Raw genomic sequence first — 15,476 nt, forward strand, 5'->3', positions numbered from 1 at the left:
GTTGGTGCATCCTTGAGCGCATGCAAGCGGCGCTCGAACTGAACGACATGACGGTCCGCGTGGTCGGCAGGACCCTGGTCTCCGAGGTGAGCTGGCGGGTCGAACACGGCCAGCACTGGGTGCTTCTCGGGCCCAACGGCGCGGGCAAGACGACGATGCTCTCGGTGGCCGCAGCCGTACGGCACCCGAGTTCCGGCACGGCCATGGTGCTCGGACGGCAGCTCGGCCGGACCGACCTGCGTGAGCTGCGCCGGGAGATCGGCCTGGTGGCGGGCAGCCAGCGCCTCGTCGACGAGTCGCTCTTGGAGGAGGAGGCGGCGACCGCCCTCACCGTCGTCCTCACTGGTCACACCGGGACGAGCGCCCCCCTCTGGGACCGGTACGGCGACGCCGAACGGGAACGGGCCTTCCGGCTGCTCGCCGATCTCGGGTGCAAGGAGCTGGCCGACCGGCCCTTTCAGGTGTGCTCCCACGGAGAGCGGGCCCGCATCCGGGTGGCCAGGGCGTTGATGGCCGACCCCGAGATCCTCCTGCTCGACGAGCCCTTCGGCGGCCTCGACCTGCCCGCGCGGGAAGACCTCATCGAGGCGATAGAAGACCTCGCCAGGGCCCGGGCCGAGCTGACGACCGTGCTGGTCACGCATCACCTGGAGGAGGTGCCCGCCACCACCACGCACGCCCTGCTGATGAAGGACACCCGGGTGGTCGCGGCGGGGCCGGTGGAGGAGGTCCTCACCGGGGACAACCTGTCGGACTGCTTCGGGCGCCCGCTGCGGATCGACTCCGTGGACGGGCGCTGGTATGCCAGGGCCGTACGGGCCTGAGGATCGGCGGTCGCCGGCCCGGGTTGGGCAAGGGCGTCACTCCTGGTGGCGGGACGCCGGCCGGCTCGTCGTCCTCTTGGGGAAGAGCGTGTACGCCAGCGGCCACAGAAGGGCGATCGCCGGCACGCGGGCCAGTCCGATCATGAAGGTGACCAGCGCCGTGGTCCGCGTGGGGTCGCCGACCGCGCAGATCGCGAGTCCCAGCAGGGCGCACGCGATGCCGTACGCCAGCACGATCCGCAGCCACATCCCCCATTCGTACCGGGCTCTGGCCATTCCGCCCGCAGGGGGCTTCCAGGGCGGCGGGCCGCCGGAAAGCCGGTGCGCGGCGACCTGGTCGGCCCAGCGGATCGTGCGGTGGCCGAAGACGATCGAGTACGCGAGGTACGCCGCGGCGAGCCCGTGCGTCCACGCGGCGGCGCCGCCGCCGCGCAAATCGATCACCGTGGCGACCAGCAGCACCACGTCGATCAGGGGAACGCACAGTAGGAGCGCGCCGCCCAGACGCCGGCGTCGCAGCTTGTAGCGTGCCAGCAGGCCGAGGCCCAGCAGTACCCAGAACCCGATTTCACATGCGATGACGACGGCTACGATCACGCTTCCACCCTCGGCGTCCGGGAGCGGTCCGTCGTCGTCGGCGATGATGAACCCGTCTACACCGTTGTGTGTACGGACAGGTCATGACCGAGGCGGTGGCGTGCGGTCTCCCGGCGTGATGCGATGACGGGCATGAACCCCCTCCGGCAGGATGCCCTGGTTGCGGCCGTCGTGTTCGCCGGCGGCGTCGCGCTGCTGGCGAGTGGTGCGTACGTCCACCGGGGCCAGGCGGTGCCGCCGATGGTGATACCTCTGGCGGTGACGTGCCTGGGGGTGGTCCTGCGGCGGCGCCGGCCGGTGGCGGCTCTGGCGCTCGGCGTGGCCGCGGTCATCGGCGACCTGATCCTGGGGCCGTCCCTCGGTACAGTCCTGATCTTCACCGACAACCTGTACGCGGCCACTCTGTACGGCCCGCGCCGCCTGGCGACGTGGCTGCTCGGAATCACCGCCGTCCTCGCCGTGGTCGTCGGCGCCGTCGCCGGGCTGGCCGCGGGGAACTGGGGAGCGCTGGCGATCGGCGGTGTGCAGGCCGGACTGGTGCTCACGACTCCCACGCTGACGGCACTGATCATCCGGCAGCACCGGGACCAGGTCATCGCCGAGCGTGCACGTGCGCGGCAGCTTGCGCGGCTGGCCGAGCTGGACCGGCAGGCTGCGGTCACCGCCGAGCGCACCCGGATGGCGAGAGAGCTGCACGACATCATCGCCAACCACTTCAGCGCCGTCGCGATCCAGTCGGCGGCGGTCATCGCGCGGCAGGACCTCAACGCGGAGTCCGTGCGGAAGGTGCTGGAGTCGATCAGGGCGAACAGCGTTCGCGGCATGGCGGAGATGCGCACGATGATCGGCCTGCTGCGGGCCGAGGCCGACGACGAGCCCGAGACCGTTTCGCATCGTCTGAAGGACGCGCCCGAGCTGGTGGCGCGGTCGCGCCGGGCGGGGATGGACGTGCGTCTGTCGGTGGACGGCACGCCTCGCGACCTCGCGCCGTCCATCGAGGTGGCGGGTTACCGCATCCTCCAGGAATCCCTGACGAACGCTCTGAAACACGGCACCGGTCGGGTGGACGTGACGGTCGAGTACGCCTCCGGCGAGGTGGTGCTGACGATCGAGAATCCCTGGGGGAGCGGCTCGTCCGGTCTTCCCGGTTCCGGGACGGGCCTGGTGGGCATGGCCGAGCGCGCGGCGGTCGTCGGCGGCACGTTCACGGCAGGCCCTGTCAAGACGGCCTTGGGCGAGGGGGAGCAGTTGTGGCGCATCGTGGCGACGTTGGCCGCGGAGTCACAGCCGTTCGAGGCCAAGCTGATCTCGGCTGAGGACGGTCGGTGATCAGGGTCCTGGTCGCCGACGACCACGCCGCGGTGCGTGCGGGCGTCGTGCTGATCCTCGAAGGCCAGTCCGACATCGCGGTGGTCGGCGAGGTGTGCGACGGTGAGGCGGCGGTGCGCGCGGCCGTCGAACTGCGCCCGGACGTAGTGATCATGGACATTCGCATGCCGCGGCTCGACGGCATCTCCGCCACGCGTGAGCTGGCCGGCATCACCGACGTGCTGATCCTCACCACGTTCGACCTGGACGAGTACGTGTTCGGCGCGCTGCGCGCCGGCGCCGCGGGATTTCTGCTCAAGAACGCCGACGCGGACACGCTGATCCAGGCCGTGCGACTGGTGGCGCGCGGGGACGGGCTGATCTCGCCGTCGGTGACCCGGCGCCTGATCAGCGCGTTCGCCCGGACGAGTGAACCAGAGACACGCGATCTCGGCGTCCTGACGCCGCGTGAGCGCGAGGTGCTGGGCTGCGTGACGCGAGGCATGTCGAACGCGGAGATCGCGCGCGCTCTCGACATGAGTGAGGCGACGGCGAAGACCCACGTCAGCCGCGTGCTGGGCAAGCTCGGCCTGCGCAGCCGGGTCCAGGCCGCGATTCTTTACGTCGGTGCGCAGGAGTGGTCTCGGGGGGACGGACGCGGCAGGCCCCGCCGGTGGCCGTCAGATCCCATGGGGTGACCTGCGGCTCCGTGCGGGGCCTGGGTTTCCGACCGGCAGCGGTCCCGGATCAGTGAGCGCCGTTGATCACTGACGTCTGATCGGCGATCAGTGGGTGTCGGCGAACTGCTCCTCCTCGGTCGACCCCTTGAGCGCGGTCGTCGAGGAGTCCGGAGCGATGGCCGTGCTGACCAGGTCGAAGTATCCGGTGCCGACCTCGCGCTGGTGGCGGGTGGCGGTGTAGCCGCGCTTCTCGGCGGCGAACTCGGCCTCCTGCAGGCCGACGTAGGCGCTCATGCCCTCCTCGGCGTAGCCGCGGGCGAGGTCGAACATCGAGTAGTTCAGCGAGTGGAACCCGGCGAGGGTGATGAACTGGAACTTGTACCCCATGTGCCCCAGTTCGCGCTGGAACTTCGCGATGGTGGAGTCGTCGAGGTGCTTCCTCCAGTTGAAGGACGGCGAGCAGTTGTAGGCCAGCATCTGGTCCGGGAACTGCGCCTTGATCGCCTCGGCGAACTCGCGTGCCACGTCGAGATCGGGAGTGGAGGTCTCCATCCAGAGCAGGTCGGAGTAGGGCGCGTAGGCGAGGCCGCGGGCGATACAGGCCTCCACGCCGTTGCGGACCCGGTAGAAGCCCTCCGCCGTGCGCTCCCCGGTCGTGAACTCGCGGTCGCGGGGGTCGACGTCGCTGGTCAGCAGCGTCGCCGCCTGCGCGTCGGTGCGGGCGATGACCAGAGTGGACACCCCTGAGACGTCGGCGGCCAGCCGGGCCGCGTTGAGGGTCTTGATGTGCTGGCCGGTCGGGATCAGCACCTTGCCGCCGAGGTGGCCGCACTTCTTCTCGGAGGCGAGCTGGTCCTCCCAGTGCACGCCCGCCGCGCCGGCGGCGATCATGGCCTTCATCAGCTCGAACGCGTTGAGCACGCCGCCGAAGCCGGCCTCGGCGTCGGCCACGATGGGAGCCATCCAGTACGGCGCGTCCTCGTCGCCTTCCGACCAGGTCACCTGGTCGGCCCGCAGGAGGGCGTTGTTGATGCGGCGGACCACGGCGGGGACCGAGTTCACCGGGTAGAGGCTCTGGTCGGGGTAGGTCTGGGCGCCCAGGTTGGCGTCGGCGGCCACTTGCCACCCGGACAGGTAGATCGCCTTGAGGCCGGCCTTCACCTGTTGTACGGCCTGGTTGCCGGTCAGGGCGCCGAGGGCGTGAACGTAGTCCTCCGTGGTGAGCAGGCGCCAGAGCCGTTCGGCTCCCAGCCTGGCCAGGGTGTGCTCCTCCTGGATCGATCCGCGGAGCCGGATCACATCCTCCGCGCTGTAGGTGCGCTCGACGTCTTTCCAGCGCGGGTTGGTCTCCCAGTCATGCTGCAGCTCTTCTGCCTCAGCGATGCGATCCGACATGTCCTGTCACTCCCTCGTTGCGTGCTTGAGCCGTCACCGGGTGCTTGCTCCGAGTTTGTTCCCTGAGGTGAGAGACCAACAAGGCGGACATCTCGAAAAGATGTGCACATTTTCCTCTTTGTCGAATACTCACCGGTATTCTTGAGTGAAGAATCGGAGATTTTCCGTGATGGACTAGACCAATTAGTGTGTGGCTGATCGACACAGGCTGGAAGAAGTGACGAAATTCCGCTTAGGATCGAGGCATGCCGTCCTTGTTGGGTGAAGAACCACTGTCTTTGACACAGGAGCTCGACCTCCTGGCCTTCGGCCAGCGCCTCAAGCACCTGCGACGGCAGCGTGGCCTCACCCTGTCCGATCTCGGCGAGCGAGTCGGGCGAGCCCCCAGCCAGCTCTCCCTTCTGGAGAACGGCAAGCGCGAGCCCAAGTTGTCGCTGCTGAAAGCCCTGGCCGTCGCGCTCAACGTGCCGGTCGAGGAGCTGCTGCGCCGGCAGGCCCCCAATCGCCGGGCCCAGCTGGAGATCGCCCTGGAGGAGGCCCAGCGTGATCCGCTCTACACCGCTCTGGGGCTGAGCAGGCTCAAGGTCTCCACCCGGGTGCCCAACGACGTGCTGGAGCACATCCTCGGCCTTTTCGATGAGCTGAAGGCGCGCGAGGCCAAGGGCACCGCCACCCCGGAGGAGGCCCGGGCGGCCAACGCCGACCTGCGCCGCGAGCAGCGGGAGCTCGGCAACTACTTCGAGGAGATCGAGACGGCCGCGGCCGACGCCCTCGCGGCGGTGGGCTACCGGTCCGGCGCCCTGTCGGAGAGCACCGTCCAGGCGCTGGTCTCCCACTTCGGGTTCACCGTGCACCAGGCGCAGGACCTGCCGCGCTCGTCCCGCTCGGTCACCGACCTGCGCAACCGGCGCATCTACCTGAAGCGCGAGCAGCTCGGCGTGCACACCCCGCGCACCGTGCTGCTGCAGACGATCGGGCACTTCGCGCTCCAGCACCACAAGCCGCGCGACTTCGCCGACTTCCTCCGCCAGCGCGTGGAGGCCAACTACTTCGCCGCGGCGGTGCTCGTCCCCGAGACGGCCGCCGCGCCGTACCTGCAGGAGGCGAAGCAGAACAAGGCGCTGTCGGTGGAGGACCTGCGCGACGTCTTCGCCGTCTCCTACGAGATGGCCGCCCACCGGTTCACCAATCTCGCCACCCGCCACCTGGACCTCGTGTGCCACTTCGTGCGCAACGACGCGGGCGGGATCATCTACAAGGCCTACGAGAACGACGGCATCGTGTTCCCCGCCGACGAGCAGGGGGCGATCGAGGGGCAACGGCTGTGCCTGCGGTGGTCCGGCCGCCAGGTGTTCCAGTCGCCCGACCGCTTCTCGCTGTACTACCAGTACTCGGACACACCGACGGGCAGCTACTTCTGCGTGGCGCACGTCGACCCCTCGGCCGAGGAGGACTTCGCGATCACACTCGGCGTGCCGTACCGGGAATCGCGGTGGTTCCGCGGCAGGGAGACCACCAACAGGACCAAGTCCAACTGCCCGAACGGCGAATGCTGCCGCAGGCCGCCCACCGATCTGGCCCAGCGGTGGGAGGGGTACGCGTGGCCTTCCGTCCGGACCAATTCCCACGTGCTCGCCGCCCTGCCGCCCGGGTCGTTCCCCGGCGTCGACGAGGCCGACGTCTACGCGTTCCTGGAACGCCACGCGTCGTCCTGACCGCCTTCGCATGCCGCCCCCGGGACCCCAGGTTTCCCACGGCGCACCGTAGGGTGATGGTCGTGGATTCAGGGGCTGGGGAGAGGATCGTGCGTGCTGCCTGAGGTCGAGACCTGGCTGCGCAGCCGCACCACATCCTCCGCCGACTGGCCGATCGGCACGCTGATGGCGGCCAAGGGGGCGACACGGGTCAGCGTGGTGCTCCCGGCGCGTGACGAGGCGGAGACCGTGGGCGAGATCGTCTCGGCCGTCCGGCGCGACCTGGTGGAGGCCGTCCCCCTCGTCGACGAGCTCATCGTCATCGACTCCCGGTCGACCGACGACACGGCGGGCCAGGCCGTACAGGCGGGGGCGAAGGTCTTCGCGCAGGACGAGATTTTGCCCGACCTCGAACCGCTGGACGGCAAGGGCGAGGCGCTCTGGAAGTCCCTCGCCGTGACGACCGGCGATCTGATCGTCTTCATCGATGCCGACCTGCGGGAGTTCCGCACCTCGTTCGTGACCGGGCTGCTCGGGCCGCTGCTCGTCGACCCCTCCGTGGCGTACGTGAAGGGTTGTTACGACCGCCCGTTGTCGGAGGTGCAGGGAGCGGGCGGCCGGGTCACCGAACTGGTCGCGCGGCCGATGCTCAACCTCCACTGGCCCCAGCTGGCCGGCTTCGTCCAGCCGCTCGCGGGCGAGTACGCCGGGCGGCGCTCGGCCCTGGAGCGTGTGCCGTTCGTGAGCGGGTACGGCGTGGAGCTGGCCCTGCTCATCGACCTCCTGGAGTTCGCCGGGCTCGACGCGCTCGCGCAGGTGGACCTCGGCAGGCGGGTGCACTCACACCAGTCGACCGAGGCGCTCGGCGGCATGGCCGGGCAGATCATGCACACCGCGTGGACACGGCTGGAACGGCAAGGCAAGATCGTGTCGCTGCACGAGCCGTCACCCTCGGTGACGCAGTTCAGGCGGGGTCCTTCCGGCCACGACCCACTGGTCAAGGACGTCACCGTCGCCGAACGGCCGCCGATGGTGACCGTCCCTGATTACGCGTCACGGGGGCGATGAGCCCGGGTGCGGGGGTGGCTGATCGGCGTATCTTACTGGCGGGTAGCATTTCTGACCGTTGATGCGGCTTCCCCCATGGACAGGACTCGATGAGCGACAACGCGGCGGGTTTCAACCCCGAATTGAGTGACGACGTCCGCGAGGTACGGGACTGGGCGCGCGAGTTCGCCCGCGAGGTCATCCGTCCCGCCGGAGCGGAATGGGACGAACGGGAGGAGACCCCCTGGCCGGTCCTCCAGGAAGCGGCCAAGATCGGCCTCTATTCGCTCGACTTCTTCGCCTCGCAGTGGTTCGAGGAGTCGGGGCTCGGCCTCCCCGCGACCTTCGAGGAGCTGTTCTGGGGCGACGCCGGGATCGGCCTGTCGCTGGTCGGCACCGGCCTGGCCGCCGCGTCCCTCGCCTCCAACGGCACGCCCGAGCAGATGGGGGAGTGGCTGCCCCAGATGTTCGGCACTCCCGACGACGTCAAGCTGGGCGCCTTCTGCGCGTCGGAGCCCGACGCGGGCAGCGACGTCGGCGCCATCCGCACCCGCGCCGTGTACGACGAGGCCAAGGATGAGTGGCTGATCAACGGCGTCAAGACCTGGGCCACCAACGGCGGCATCGCCAACGTCCACGTCATCGTCGCGTCGGTCGATCCCGAACTCGGCACCCGCGGTCAGGCGTCCTTCGTGATCCCGCCCGGCACGCCCGGGCTGTCGCAGGGTCAGAAGTTCAAGAAGCACGGCATCCGCGCCTCGCACACCGCCGAGGTCGTCCTGGACAACGTGCGCGTGCCCGGCTCGTGCCTGCTCGGCGGCAAGGGGAAGCTCGACGAGCGCCTCGCCCGGGTGCGCGCCGGATCCAAGGGCGGCGAGCAGGCCGCGATGCGCACGTTCGAGTCGACCCGCCCGCTGGTCGCCTCCATGGCCGTCGGCCTGGCCCGGGCGTCCTTCGAGTACGCCAGGGACTACGCCGCCGAACGCGAGCAGTTCGGCCGGAAGATCGGTGAGAACCAGTCGATCGCGTTCCTGCTGGCCGACATGGCCACACGAATCGACGCCGCCCGGCTGATGACCTGGCGGGCCGCCTGGATGGCCAGGCACGGCCGGCCGCTCGCGAACGCCGAGGGCTCGATGAGCAAGCTCATGGCGAGTGAGACGGCGGTGTGGGTGAGCGAGCAGGCCATCCAGGTGCTCGGCGGAGCCGGTTACACCCGGGACCATCCCGTTGAGCGCTTCCACCGGGACGCCAAGATCTTCACCATTTTCGAGGGGACCTCGGAGATCCAGCGGTTGATCATCGGCCGCGCCGTCACCGGCCTGCACGTTCGCTGATACGTCACAATTGGGGGCCTTGGTGATTGGAGGTTGTCTTTGATCAAGGGAGTGATGTTCGACTTCTCCGGGACGCTGCTGCGCATCGAATCCACCGAGCAGTGGTTGCGGGGTGTCCTCGCGGAGACCGGCTACACGATCGAGGAGCCGGAGATCATCGCGTGCGCCGAGCGTCTGGCCGTGGCCGGCGCGCTGCCCGGCGGGCCGCCGCCGCGTGAGGTGCCCGGCCATCTGCTCGACCTGTGGCGTAGCCGAGATCTGACCGCCGAACATCATCGCGCGGTCTACACAGCTTTGGCGCGCGAAGCCCGGCTTCCAGCCCCTGAACTGGCCGAGACTCTGTACGACCGGTCCTGTCATCCGGTGGCCTGGCAGCCCTACCCTGACGCCGAACAGACCCTCCAAGAGCTACGGCGTCGTGGTGTGTCCACTGCTGTCGTCAGCAACATCGGCTGGGATCTGCGCCCCGTCTTCGACCACCACGGCCTGACCCGGTACGTCGACGTGTTTCTGCTGTCCTACGAAATCGGGATCAAGAAACCCGACCCGCGAATCTTCCAGACCGCATGCGACAAGCTCGCTCTGCCGCCCGCTGATGTCCTCATGGTGGGAGACGATCAGGTGGCCGACATCGGCGCCGCCGCCCTCGGCTGCCCGGTCCACCTCGTCGACCACCTGCCCGTGGACGAGCGGCCGGACTCCCTGGCCCTGATCCTCGACATGATCCCGCCCGTACGACGCTGAACAGGATGACCGGCGTGCTGAGTTCACCGGCCCGCCGTGCCGCCTGGTCAGGTTGCCTGTGAGAGCAATGCGTCGATCAGTGAGGCGGCCGTCGCCCTGAGGCGCTCCGGGTCCTGGTAGACGCGTTCCATCACGACGATTCCCCGGGTCATCGTGATCAGCACCCGCGCTGCCTCCGCCGGGGGGATGGCCAGCCGGGCCCGGGCCTCGTCGGTGGACAGCCGCTCGCGCAGGAGCCGTTCCATGCTGTCGAGCAGGTCGCGAAGCGCGGCGCGGATGCCTTCCCCGTCGGCTTTGGTGTCGATCGCCGTCTTGGTCGTCAGGCATCCACGCGTGGGAACGCCCGTGGTCATGGATGTGATGGTGTAGTCGAAGAAGTCGCGGAGGGCACGATCGATGATCGGGTGGCTGAGCGCTCGGGTCGTTTCGCCCAGAACCTGGTCCGCGTACTCCTCGAAGACCAGCAGGAACAGGGTCTCCTTGTCGCGATACGCGTTGTAGAGCGATCCGCGCAGAACGCCAGAGGCAGTCGCGATGTCCTGCATGGAGGTCGCGCTGTAGCCCTTGAGCCAGAACACCTCTCGGGCGAGATCCAGCGTGCGCTCTTCATCGAACTGCCGTTGTCCGACCATGCGGCGAACCTACCCGATGTTTGACACTGTCGTCAAAGTTTGCAACCCTGTCAAACATGACAAGGGTGTCAAACATGGAGGCGTGTCAGCCGTCCGCCCGCACCCGCGCACTTACATCTGGAAAAGGAGCCTTCTATGGATTCGGCCAAGCTTGACCTGCAGGGACGCCGCACCCTCATTACCGGGGCCGGGAGTGGGATCGGCCGCGCCCTGGCCCTCGAACTGGCCTCCCGCCACGGTGCACTGGCCCTGGTCGGCCGACGCCTGGAGCCCCTGGCCGAGACCGCGGCCCTGGTGGCTGATCGCGGAGGCGCCGCCCACACGATCACCGCCGACCTCACCGCCGATGGCGAACCCGAACGCGTGGTCGCACAGGCCGTCGCCCTACTGGGCGGCCTCGACGTGCTGATCAACAACGCGGGAAACGTTCGGGCGGCTCCGCTCGAAGACATCGATGTGGCCGACATCCAGGCCATGATCAATCTCAACCTGGTCGCCCCCATCCTCGCGACGCGAGCGGCGTTGCCGTACCTGCGCGCCGCCGGCGCTCAGCACGGGCATGCCGCCCTGATCGGCATCGCCTCGGCCTCGGGGCTGGTCGGCACCCCTTATTACGCCACCTACGCGGCCACCAAGGCCGGCCTCACCCGCTTCGACGAGGCGCTGCGCCGCGAACTGTACGGAAGCGGCGTCCACGTTGCCACGGTCTACCCCGGTCCGGTCGACACGCCCATGATGGCGACGACCAAAGCCGGTGAGGACCTGGGGTACGGACTCCGTCCGGTCGACCAGGTGGTCGCCGAGATCGTGTCCGGCATCGAGGCTCGGCAGATCGACGTCAATACACAAATCCCTGAGCGGCGGGCGATGGAGGAGCTCAACGCGCGGGATCCGCTCGCCGTCGACGCGGCCATCGGGGCCAAACTGGCCGAACTTCGGGCCGCCGTCAGCACGCACCGCAGCATCTGACCCGTATGGCGGAGGTCCAACTGTTGGCGAGGCCATGCCAACAGCGGCCGCAGGCACAGATTACGGAACCGGCGAAGTCGCAGGCGCCGGTGGCGGCTCGCATCACCGATCAGATGATGTCAGCGTGGTGCTCGAAACGGTCCTGGTAGCGCCTGCGGCGATAGGCGAAGGGGGTGGGGTGCTCCCGTCTCATGCGGCATGCCCCTCCTCGTCTGGCGGGGGTGGCGAGAGGTCTCCTGAGCGTTGCTTGCCCCGGCGGGCTTCCTGGCCGAGCCATTCCTTACCCTCTGCCGCTATCCCCTCAAGAACGTGCAGAGTGTGATTCAGCCCTGCCGCATCCAATGTCGCCTCGGACACAGCTCCGGCCTCTTCACCCTGCTGGAGCTCCTCGGATCCCGGCTCGATCACCTTGATGCTGATCTTCTGGTGGTTGACCAGGGCGAGTTCGAACGTCCGCTCGCCGTCATCCGCGTGCTTCACGCTTACGGCCGCGACCGCGTCGAAGCGGTAGTTCATGCGATGATGATCGTGAAAGGTACAGTCCTCGAAATCAAGCGTGACGCCAAACTGGCGTACCCCGTCGGCGGTGAGCAGGAAGAGCAGCAGTCGGTATTTCTTATATCGCCAAGGGCCGCCTCGCACTCGCGCCCGGGCCGTGGAAGCGCCGGGTGCCTCGATGAAGGCGTACGCGACGACGTCGCTCATTTTGAGCTTGTAGTGCTGTAGCGCCTCGCTCAGCAGCATTTTCCGGTCGCAATCCAGCCAGGTGGCCATCTCCCGGTCATTGGGCTTGTCGGCCAGCCGGTCCTTCCATCGGGCGAAGGCTGCCATACTGTCGCGTTTGAGGGCGTCGGCTTCGGACTTGTCGGCGGCGGTCCGGCGGCCTCCCAGGATGATGCGAAGCCAGGCACGCGCGGCGACCCAGCCGGCGGCGACGGTCAGGACAACTGATCCCATCCCGTTCAGCGGCTGCGCCTGGACCGCGCCGCTCGCGGCCCAGATCCCTCCGGAGGCGCAGGCCAACAGTCCGAGCACGGCTGTCGCCTTCGTCGCCAGGGGAGTGGCCAGTTCCTGGCGGTAACTCCACATCGTGCCGTTTTCCCAGCGCCTTTTGACATCGCCGGCGCGATGGCGGATCAACCAGTTGATCCTCTCCACTCTGGTTGGCTTCTCGCGGTACGCCTCCACCAATTCGTTCCGGATGCTCCTGCGGACGCCTGCCGTCCACGCCAGCCAGACATCGCGCTCCATGCCGCGCGGCAGGTACTTGGCGACGTAATACTCGAGCCGTTGGTCCACCTGTCGCCCGAAGGCGTCGTGGGGCACATTGGTCCTGCGGTGCAGGGCCATGGCGTACTCCTCGTCCCTCGCTCGGCGTCGCTCCAACCGGAAGCGCCATTCCACGCCTTCGCGGGCGCCGAAGTAACCGCCGGCGATGGCGAGCAGGCAGGCGAGCAGACCACCAACCTTGCCGCCTTGTGCCAGCAGATACCCGATATGCGCGGTTGTGGCGACAGCCACGACCGTCCCCGCTACCGCCTGCATCCAGGTGAAGCCGGGAATCGTGACCGGTTCCGGTAGCCGTACCCGTGGATCGGCCGGGTTGGGCTGGAAGAACTTCCAAATTCGCTCGTCCCGATCCCCGGCCATCCTCTCCGTCTTCGCCCATTGGAGGGTGCGGCGCCACATCTCCTCGTTGAGCTGCCCGTCGAGGAACGATTCGAGGTGCCGAAGGATCATGCCTCGCTGCACCGAGCCGAGCGCGTCGAACTCCTTCATCAGGACACGAGTGTCCGCGTCGTGTTTCCTGGCTGCGACCAGCAGCCGACGGATGGCATGAACACCGTCCGCCCAGTAGTCGTCTTCGATGAGTGGAAACCAGCGATCTGAGTTCTCAAAGCGGACTGTTTCCTCGGCTGACAGCTCATGCCGCGTCTTGCCGCTCAACAGGGTGAGCATCCAGTAGAAACAGGCTTGATTGGTGCGATAGCCGGAGATCGCGGCATCATTGATGAGCTCCCATGCCCTTCCCAGCATGTCGCCTTCGAGGTATCGCAGGCCTGCCTCGAACTTCTCCTGCGGTGACGGTTCAGGCGAAACCGTGTAATGGTTGACGTCGCCATGCACGATCGCCGCCTGCACGTCGACGTGTGCGGAATCGGCCGCGACGTTCGTCCCTGGGCTACCCGGCGGCGTCATGACAGGGCCTGAGCCAGGGTGATGATGTTCGCCAGGTCCGCTGCCAGGTCGGCGACATCGCCCACCAGCCCGCGCACCTTCTTGAGCGCCAGCGTCAGCTTGCTCTTGCTCTCCGGTGTCTTCGCCTGCAGGGCCTCGTCGGCGATGGTGAGCTCCGCTTCCGCCGCCGCGTACGTGTCATCGTCCAGGCGGCCGTCGGATCGGGCGCGCTGGAGTTGGGCGCGGAAACCGGCGAGCGCATCTGCCAGGTCCGTCGGCTGATCCAGGTCGAAGCTGACCCGGATGCCGCCGTGAACGATGCCGGCCTGTACTCCTACCCGCGCATTGTCGCGTGCGATGTTGTACGTGACCTCGTGCCCCTCCATCGTTGCTCCCCTCGCCGTTCTCGTTGCCGGCAACCAGCCACCGTCCTTGTCCTCGGCGGCGATCTCTTCGGCCAGTGCCGCAGCGAACGCCGCCGCGTTGGCCACGGCCCGCTGCTGCCATCGCGCGCGATCCGTGATCTCCTTTGTTCCGTCGGCCCGATCGCTGATGCCCCGGATGACGACCACGTGCAAAGCGCCGTTCAGGTGCCCGGCCTGGGCCACACCGGCTCCCTCCATCTCGATCGCGGACGCGTCGTTGTAGTTCTGCTGGATCCAGCGGGCGTGCCCGGACACCTTCGAGTTCAGGACCACCTCTCCGGCGGCGATCGGACCGAAATGCACTTGCGGCGTCGCGCTGCGAACCGGAAGGCGGAGCGTCCACGCGTTAGTGCGGCCGATGTGCCGCGCGATCTGGTCGGCGGCGTGCGAGGTCTCCCAACTGCGAGGTCGGCTCTTGAGCCCCTCGTCCTCGCTCGTCCCCCCGTGGTAGGCGTAGATGCGCGTCGCCACCACGACGTCCCCGAGGGCGATATGGGAGTGCAGGGCACCTGCCACGCCCACGAATAGCAGAGCGGCCGGGGCGAATTCGGCGATGGCGCGCTCGGCCAGTACGGCCGCCGACTGGTTGCCGGTGCCGACGTGGGCCAGGGCCACCCGGCAGCGGCCGCCGTCGAGGCGGCCGACTTCGAAACGGGTGCCGTGCTGATGGCGGTGTAGCTCGAGGTCAACCAACTTCGCCTGGATGGCTTGATACTCCAGATCTAGTGCGGTGAGGATCACGATCGGGCGGTTGCTCACTCTCCTGCTCCTTTGCGCTCGATGCCTCGGCGGGCCGGACCAACGGCGGATGAAGGACTGTGCGGGGACCAGCCCGGAACACGCGAGCCGGTCGACCAGTGGCCGATTTGCGGGCCGTCCCTGCCGGGACGATGAACCCTTCGGTCTTCTGGACCTTGCGATAGAAGTTCCGGGGGTCGAGCTCAATCCCCCAGACCGCCTCGTATACGCGCTGCAGATCGGTGATAGTGAACGTCGGTCCGCAGAATGCCGTGGCGAGGGCGGAGTGCTCAAGCTTCACGCGGGCGCGTTCGATGCCGTCCGCGATGATGCGCCGATGATCGAAGGCAAGCGCAAGGTCGCCGGAGAGTACTCGGTCGGAGGGGTGCCATCCGGCTGCGGCCGCGTCCGTTCCAGCGCTCGGCTCGGGGAGGCGGGGCGCGATGGCCAGGTACGCCACCGACACCACCCGGCCACGCGGGTCGCGGCCGGGGTCGCCGTACACCCCCAGTTGTTCCAGGCGGAGGGTTGCGACGTCGAGGTCGGTCTCCTCCGACAGCTCGCGGCGGGCCGCGGCGGTGATGCCTTCCCCGGAGTGCTGCAGGAATCTGCCGGGCAGGGCGAGGGTGCCCTTGTACGGGTCGACGCCGCGCTCGATGAGCAGGACGTGCAGGCGGGACTCACGCAGCGTCAAGATCACGAGATCTACGGCGAGCAGCACCACGGGCGGCACCCATGGGTCGTCGGTCATGCGGCAGAGGCTAGCTTTTTGTCAAACTGACAGAAATAGCCGAGAGGTAAGACATGTGAGTCGCGAACGGTCAGGAAATGAGGCTGAATACGGCTTTCCGACAGATCCGACGGCACGGTCAGCGGAACGAATTCACATGGCCTGACCCCTGCGGAGG

14 protein-coding genes are annotated in these 15,476 nt (G+C 68.1%); 8 read left to right on the forward strand and 6 right to left on the reverse strand.

Annotated elements, in window-relative coordinates; all coding sequences use genetic code 11:
* The first annotated feature begins 20 nt into the window (after nucleotides 1–20).
* Entirely contained in the window at nucleotides 21–824 is an 804-nt protein-coding gene (locus tag Pth03_RS27815) for an ABC transporter ATP-binding protein (RefSeq protein ID WP_203947365.1), read from the forward strand.
* Nucleotides 825–860: 36 nt separating this feature from the next.
* Here the strand turns inward: Pth03_RS27815 and Pth03_RS27820 are convergent, their stop codons facing one another.
* The gene (locus Pth03_RS27820; protein WP_203947366.1) at nucleotides 861–1,421 is read right to left on the reverse strand and encodes a hypothetical protein; all 561 of its coding nucleotides are present in this window, start codon (nucleotides 1,419–1,421) and stop codon (nucleotides 861–863) included.
* Nucleotides 1,422–1,553: 132 nt separating this feature from the next.
* Between Pth03_RS27820 and Pth03_RS27825 the strand changes: the two genes are divergently transcribed.
* On the forward strand, nucleotides 1,554–2,750 hold the full coding sequence (locus tag Pth03_RS27825) for a sensor histidine kinase (RefSeq protein ID WP_239119419.1): 1,197 nt from the start codon (nucleotides 1,554–1,556) through the stop codon (nucleotides 2,748–2,750).
* Nucleotides 2,747–3,427 (forward strand): response regulator, encoded by a 681-nt coding sequence (locus tag Pth03_RS27830; protein WP_203947368.1) that lies wholly within the window; start codon nucleotides 2,747–2,749, stop codon nucleotides 3,425–3,427. Before Pth03_RS27825 ends, Pth03_RS27830 begins: the two co-directional genes overlap by 4 nt.
* A gap of 87 nt (nucleotides 3,428–3,514) precedes the next feature.
* On the opposite strand, the gene aceA is transcribed toward Pth03_RS27830, so the two are convergent.
* On the reverse strand, nucleotides 3,515–4,804 hold the full coding sequence (aceA, locus tag Pth03_RS27835; protein ID WP_203947369.1) for an isocitrate lyase: 1,290 nt from the start codon (nucleotides 4,802–4,804) through the stop codon (nucleotides 3,515–3,517).
* A gap of 245 nt (nucleotides 4,805–5,049) precedes the next feature.
* Between aceA and Pth03_RS27840 the strand changes: the two genes are divergently transcribed.
* The 4 genes from Pth03_RS27840 (at nucleotide 5,050) to Pth03_RS27855 (ending at nucleotide 9,626) form a co-directional block, all read left to right on the forward strand.
* The gene (locus Pth03_RS27840) at nucleotides 5,050–6,519 is read left to right on the forward strand and encodes a helix-turn-helix transcriptional regulator (RefSeq protein WP_373318605.1); all 1,470 of its coding nucleotides are present in this window, start codon (nucleotides 5,050–5,052) and stop codon (nucleotides 6,517–6,519) included.
* 93 nt (nucleotides 6,520–6,612) lie between these two features.
* Nucleotides 6,613–7,566, forward strand: a complete 954-nt coding sequence (locus tag Pth03_RS27845) for a glucosyl-3-phosphoglycerate synthase (protein ID WP_203947370.1) — start codon at nucleotides 6,613–6,615, stop codon at nucleotides 7,564–7,566.
* 89 nt (nucleotides 7,567–7,655) lie between these two features.
* Nucleotides 7,656–8,882 (forward strand): acyl-CoA dehydrogenase family protein, encoded by a 1,227-nt coding sequence (locus tag Pth03_RS27850; protein WP_203947371.1) that lies wholly within the window; start codon nucleotides 7,656–7,658, stop codon nucleotides 8,880–8,882.
* Nucleotides 8,883–8,921: 39 nt separating this feature from the next.
* On the forward strand, nucleotides 8,922–9,626 hold the full coding sequence (locus Pth03_RS27855) for an HAD family hydrolase (RefSeq protein ID WP_203947372.1): 705 nt from the start codon (nucleotides 8,922–8,924) through the stop codon (nucleotides 9,624–9,626).
* 47 nt (nucleotides 9,627–9,673) lie between these two features.
* On the opposite strand, the gene Pth03_RS27860 is transcribed toward Pth03_RS27855, so the two are convergent.
* On the reverse strand, nucleotides 9,674–10,258 hold the full coding sequence (locus Pth03_RS27860; RefSeq protein WP_203947373.1) for a TetR/AcrR family transcriptional regulator: 585 nt from the start codon (nucleotides 10,256–10,258) through the stop codon (nucleotides 9,674–9,676).
* A 135-nt stretch (nucleotides 10,259–10,393) separates the two neighbouring features.
* On the opposite strand from Pth03_RS27860, the gene Pth03_RS27865 reads away from it, so the two are divergent.
* A complete protein-coding gene (locus Pth03_RS27865; RefSeq protein WP_203947374.1) occupies nucleotides 10,394–11,227 on the forward strand; it encodes an SDR family NAD(P)-dependent oxidoreductase in 834 nt (277 codons plus the stop codon).
* A gap of 189 nt (nucleotides 11,228–11,416) precedes the next feature.
* Here Pth03_RS27865 and Pth03_RS27870 read toward each other — a convergent pair whose 3' ends face one another.
* Genes Pth03_RS27870 through Pth03_RS27880 form a run of 3 tightly spaced genes read right to left on the reverse strand, consistent with a single transcriptional unit; the run spans nucleotide 11,417 to nucleotide 15,319 of the window.
* On the reverse strand, nucleotides 11,417–13,426 hold the full coding sequence (locus Pth03_RS27870) for a hypothetical protein (protein ID WP_203947375.1): 2,010 nt from the start codon (nucleotides 13,424–13,426) through the stop codon (nucleotides 11,417–11,419).
* A complete protein-coding gene (locus Pth03_RS27875; protein ID WP_203947376.1) occupies nucleotides 13,423–14,589 on the reverse strand; it encodes a 5'-methylthioadenosine/S-adenosylhomocysteine nucleosidase family protein in 1,167 nt (388 codons plus the stop codon). The genes Pth03_RS27870 and Pth03_RS27875 overlap by 4 nt, the downstream gene beginning before the upstream one ends.
* Nucleotides 14,516–15,319: an NUDIX hydrolase gene (locus tag Pth03_RS27880; RefSeq protein WP_203947377.1), complete on the reverse strand. Its 804-nt coding sequence runs from the start codon at nucleotides 15,317–15,319 to the stop codon at nucleotides 14,516–14,518. Before Pth03_RS27880 ends, Pth03_RS27875 begins: the two co-directional genes overlap by 74 nt.
* Between the last annotated feature and the right edge of the window lie 157 nt (nucleotides 15,320–15,476).

The sequence above is a fragment of the Planotetraspora thailandica genome (assembly GCF_016863335.1).
In the GTDB taxonomy this organism is placed as follows: Bacteria; Actinomycetota; Actinomycetes; order Streptosporangiales; family Streptosporangiaceae; genus Planotetraspora; species Planotetraspora thailandica.

What these genes read in the sequence shown, in the direction of transcription:
- Pth03_RS27840 (WP_373318605.1), top strand. Translation starts at nt 5,050, where the DNA reads ATGCCGTCCTTGTTGGGTGAAGAACCACTGTCTTTGACACAGGAGCTC.
- Pth03_RS27860 (WP_203947373.1), bottom strand. Translation starts at nt 10,258, where the DNA reads ATGGTCGGACAACGGCAGTTCGATGAAGAGCGCACGCTGGATCTCGCC.
- aceA (WP_203947369.1), bottom strand. Translation starts at nt 4,804, where the DNA reads ATGTCGGATCGCATCGCTGAGGCAGAAGAGCTGCAGCATGACTGGGAG.
- Pth03_RS27815 (WP_203947365.1), top strand. Translation starts at nt 21, where the DNA reads ATGCAAGCGGCGCTCGAACTGAACGACATGACGGTCCGCGTGGTCGGC.
- Pth03_RS27850 (WP_203947371.1), top strand. Translation starts at nt 7,656, where the DNA reads ATGAGCGACAACGCGGCGGGTTTCAACCCCGAATTGAGTGACGACGTC.
- Pth03_RS27880 (WP_203947377.1), bottom strand. Translation starts at nt 15,319, where the DNA reads ATGACCGACGACCCATGGGTGCCGCCCGTGGTGCTGCTCGCCGTAGAT.
- Pth03_RS27870 (WP_203947375.1), bottom strand. Translation starts at nt 13,426, where the DNA reads ATGACGCCGCCGGGTAGCCCAGGGACGAACGTCGCGGCCGATTCCGCA.
- Pth03_RS27825 (WP_239119419.1), top strand. Translation starts at nt 1,554, where the DNA reads ATGAACCCCCTCCGGCAGGATGCCCTGGTTGCGGCCGTCGTGTTCGCC.
- Pth03_RS27865 (WP_203947374.1), top strand. Translation starts at nt 10,394, where the DNA reads ATGGATTCGGCCAAGCTTGACCTGCAGGGACGCCGCACCCTCATTACC.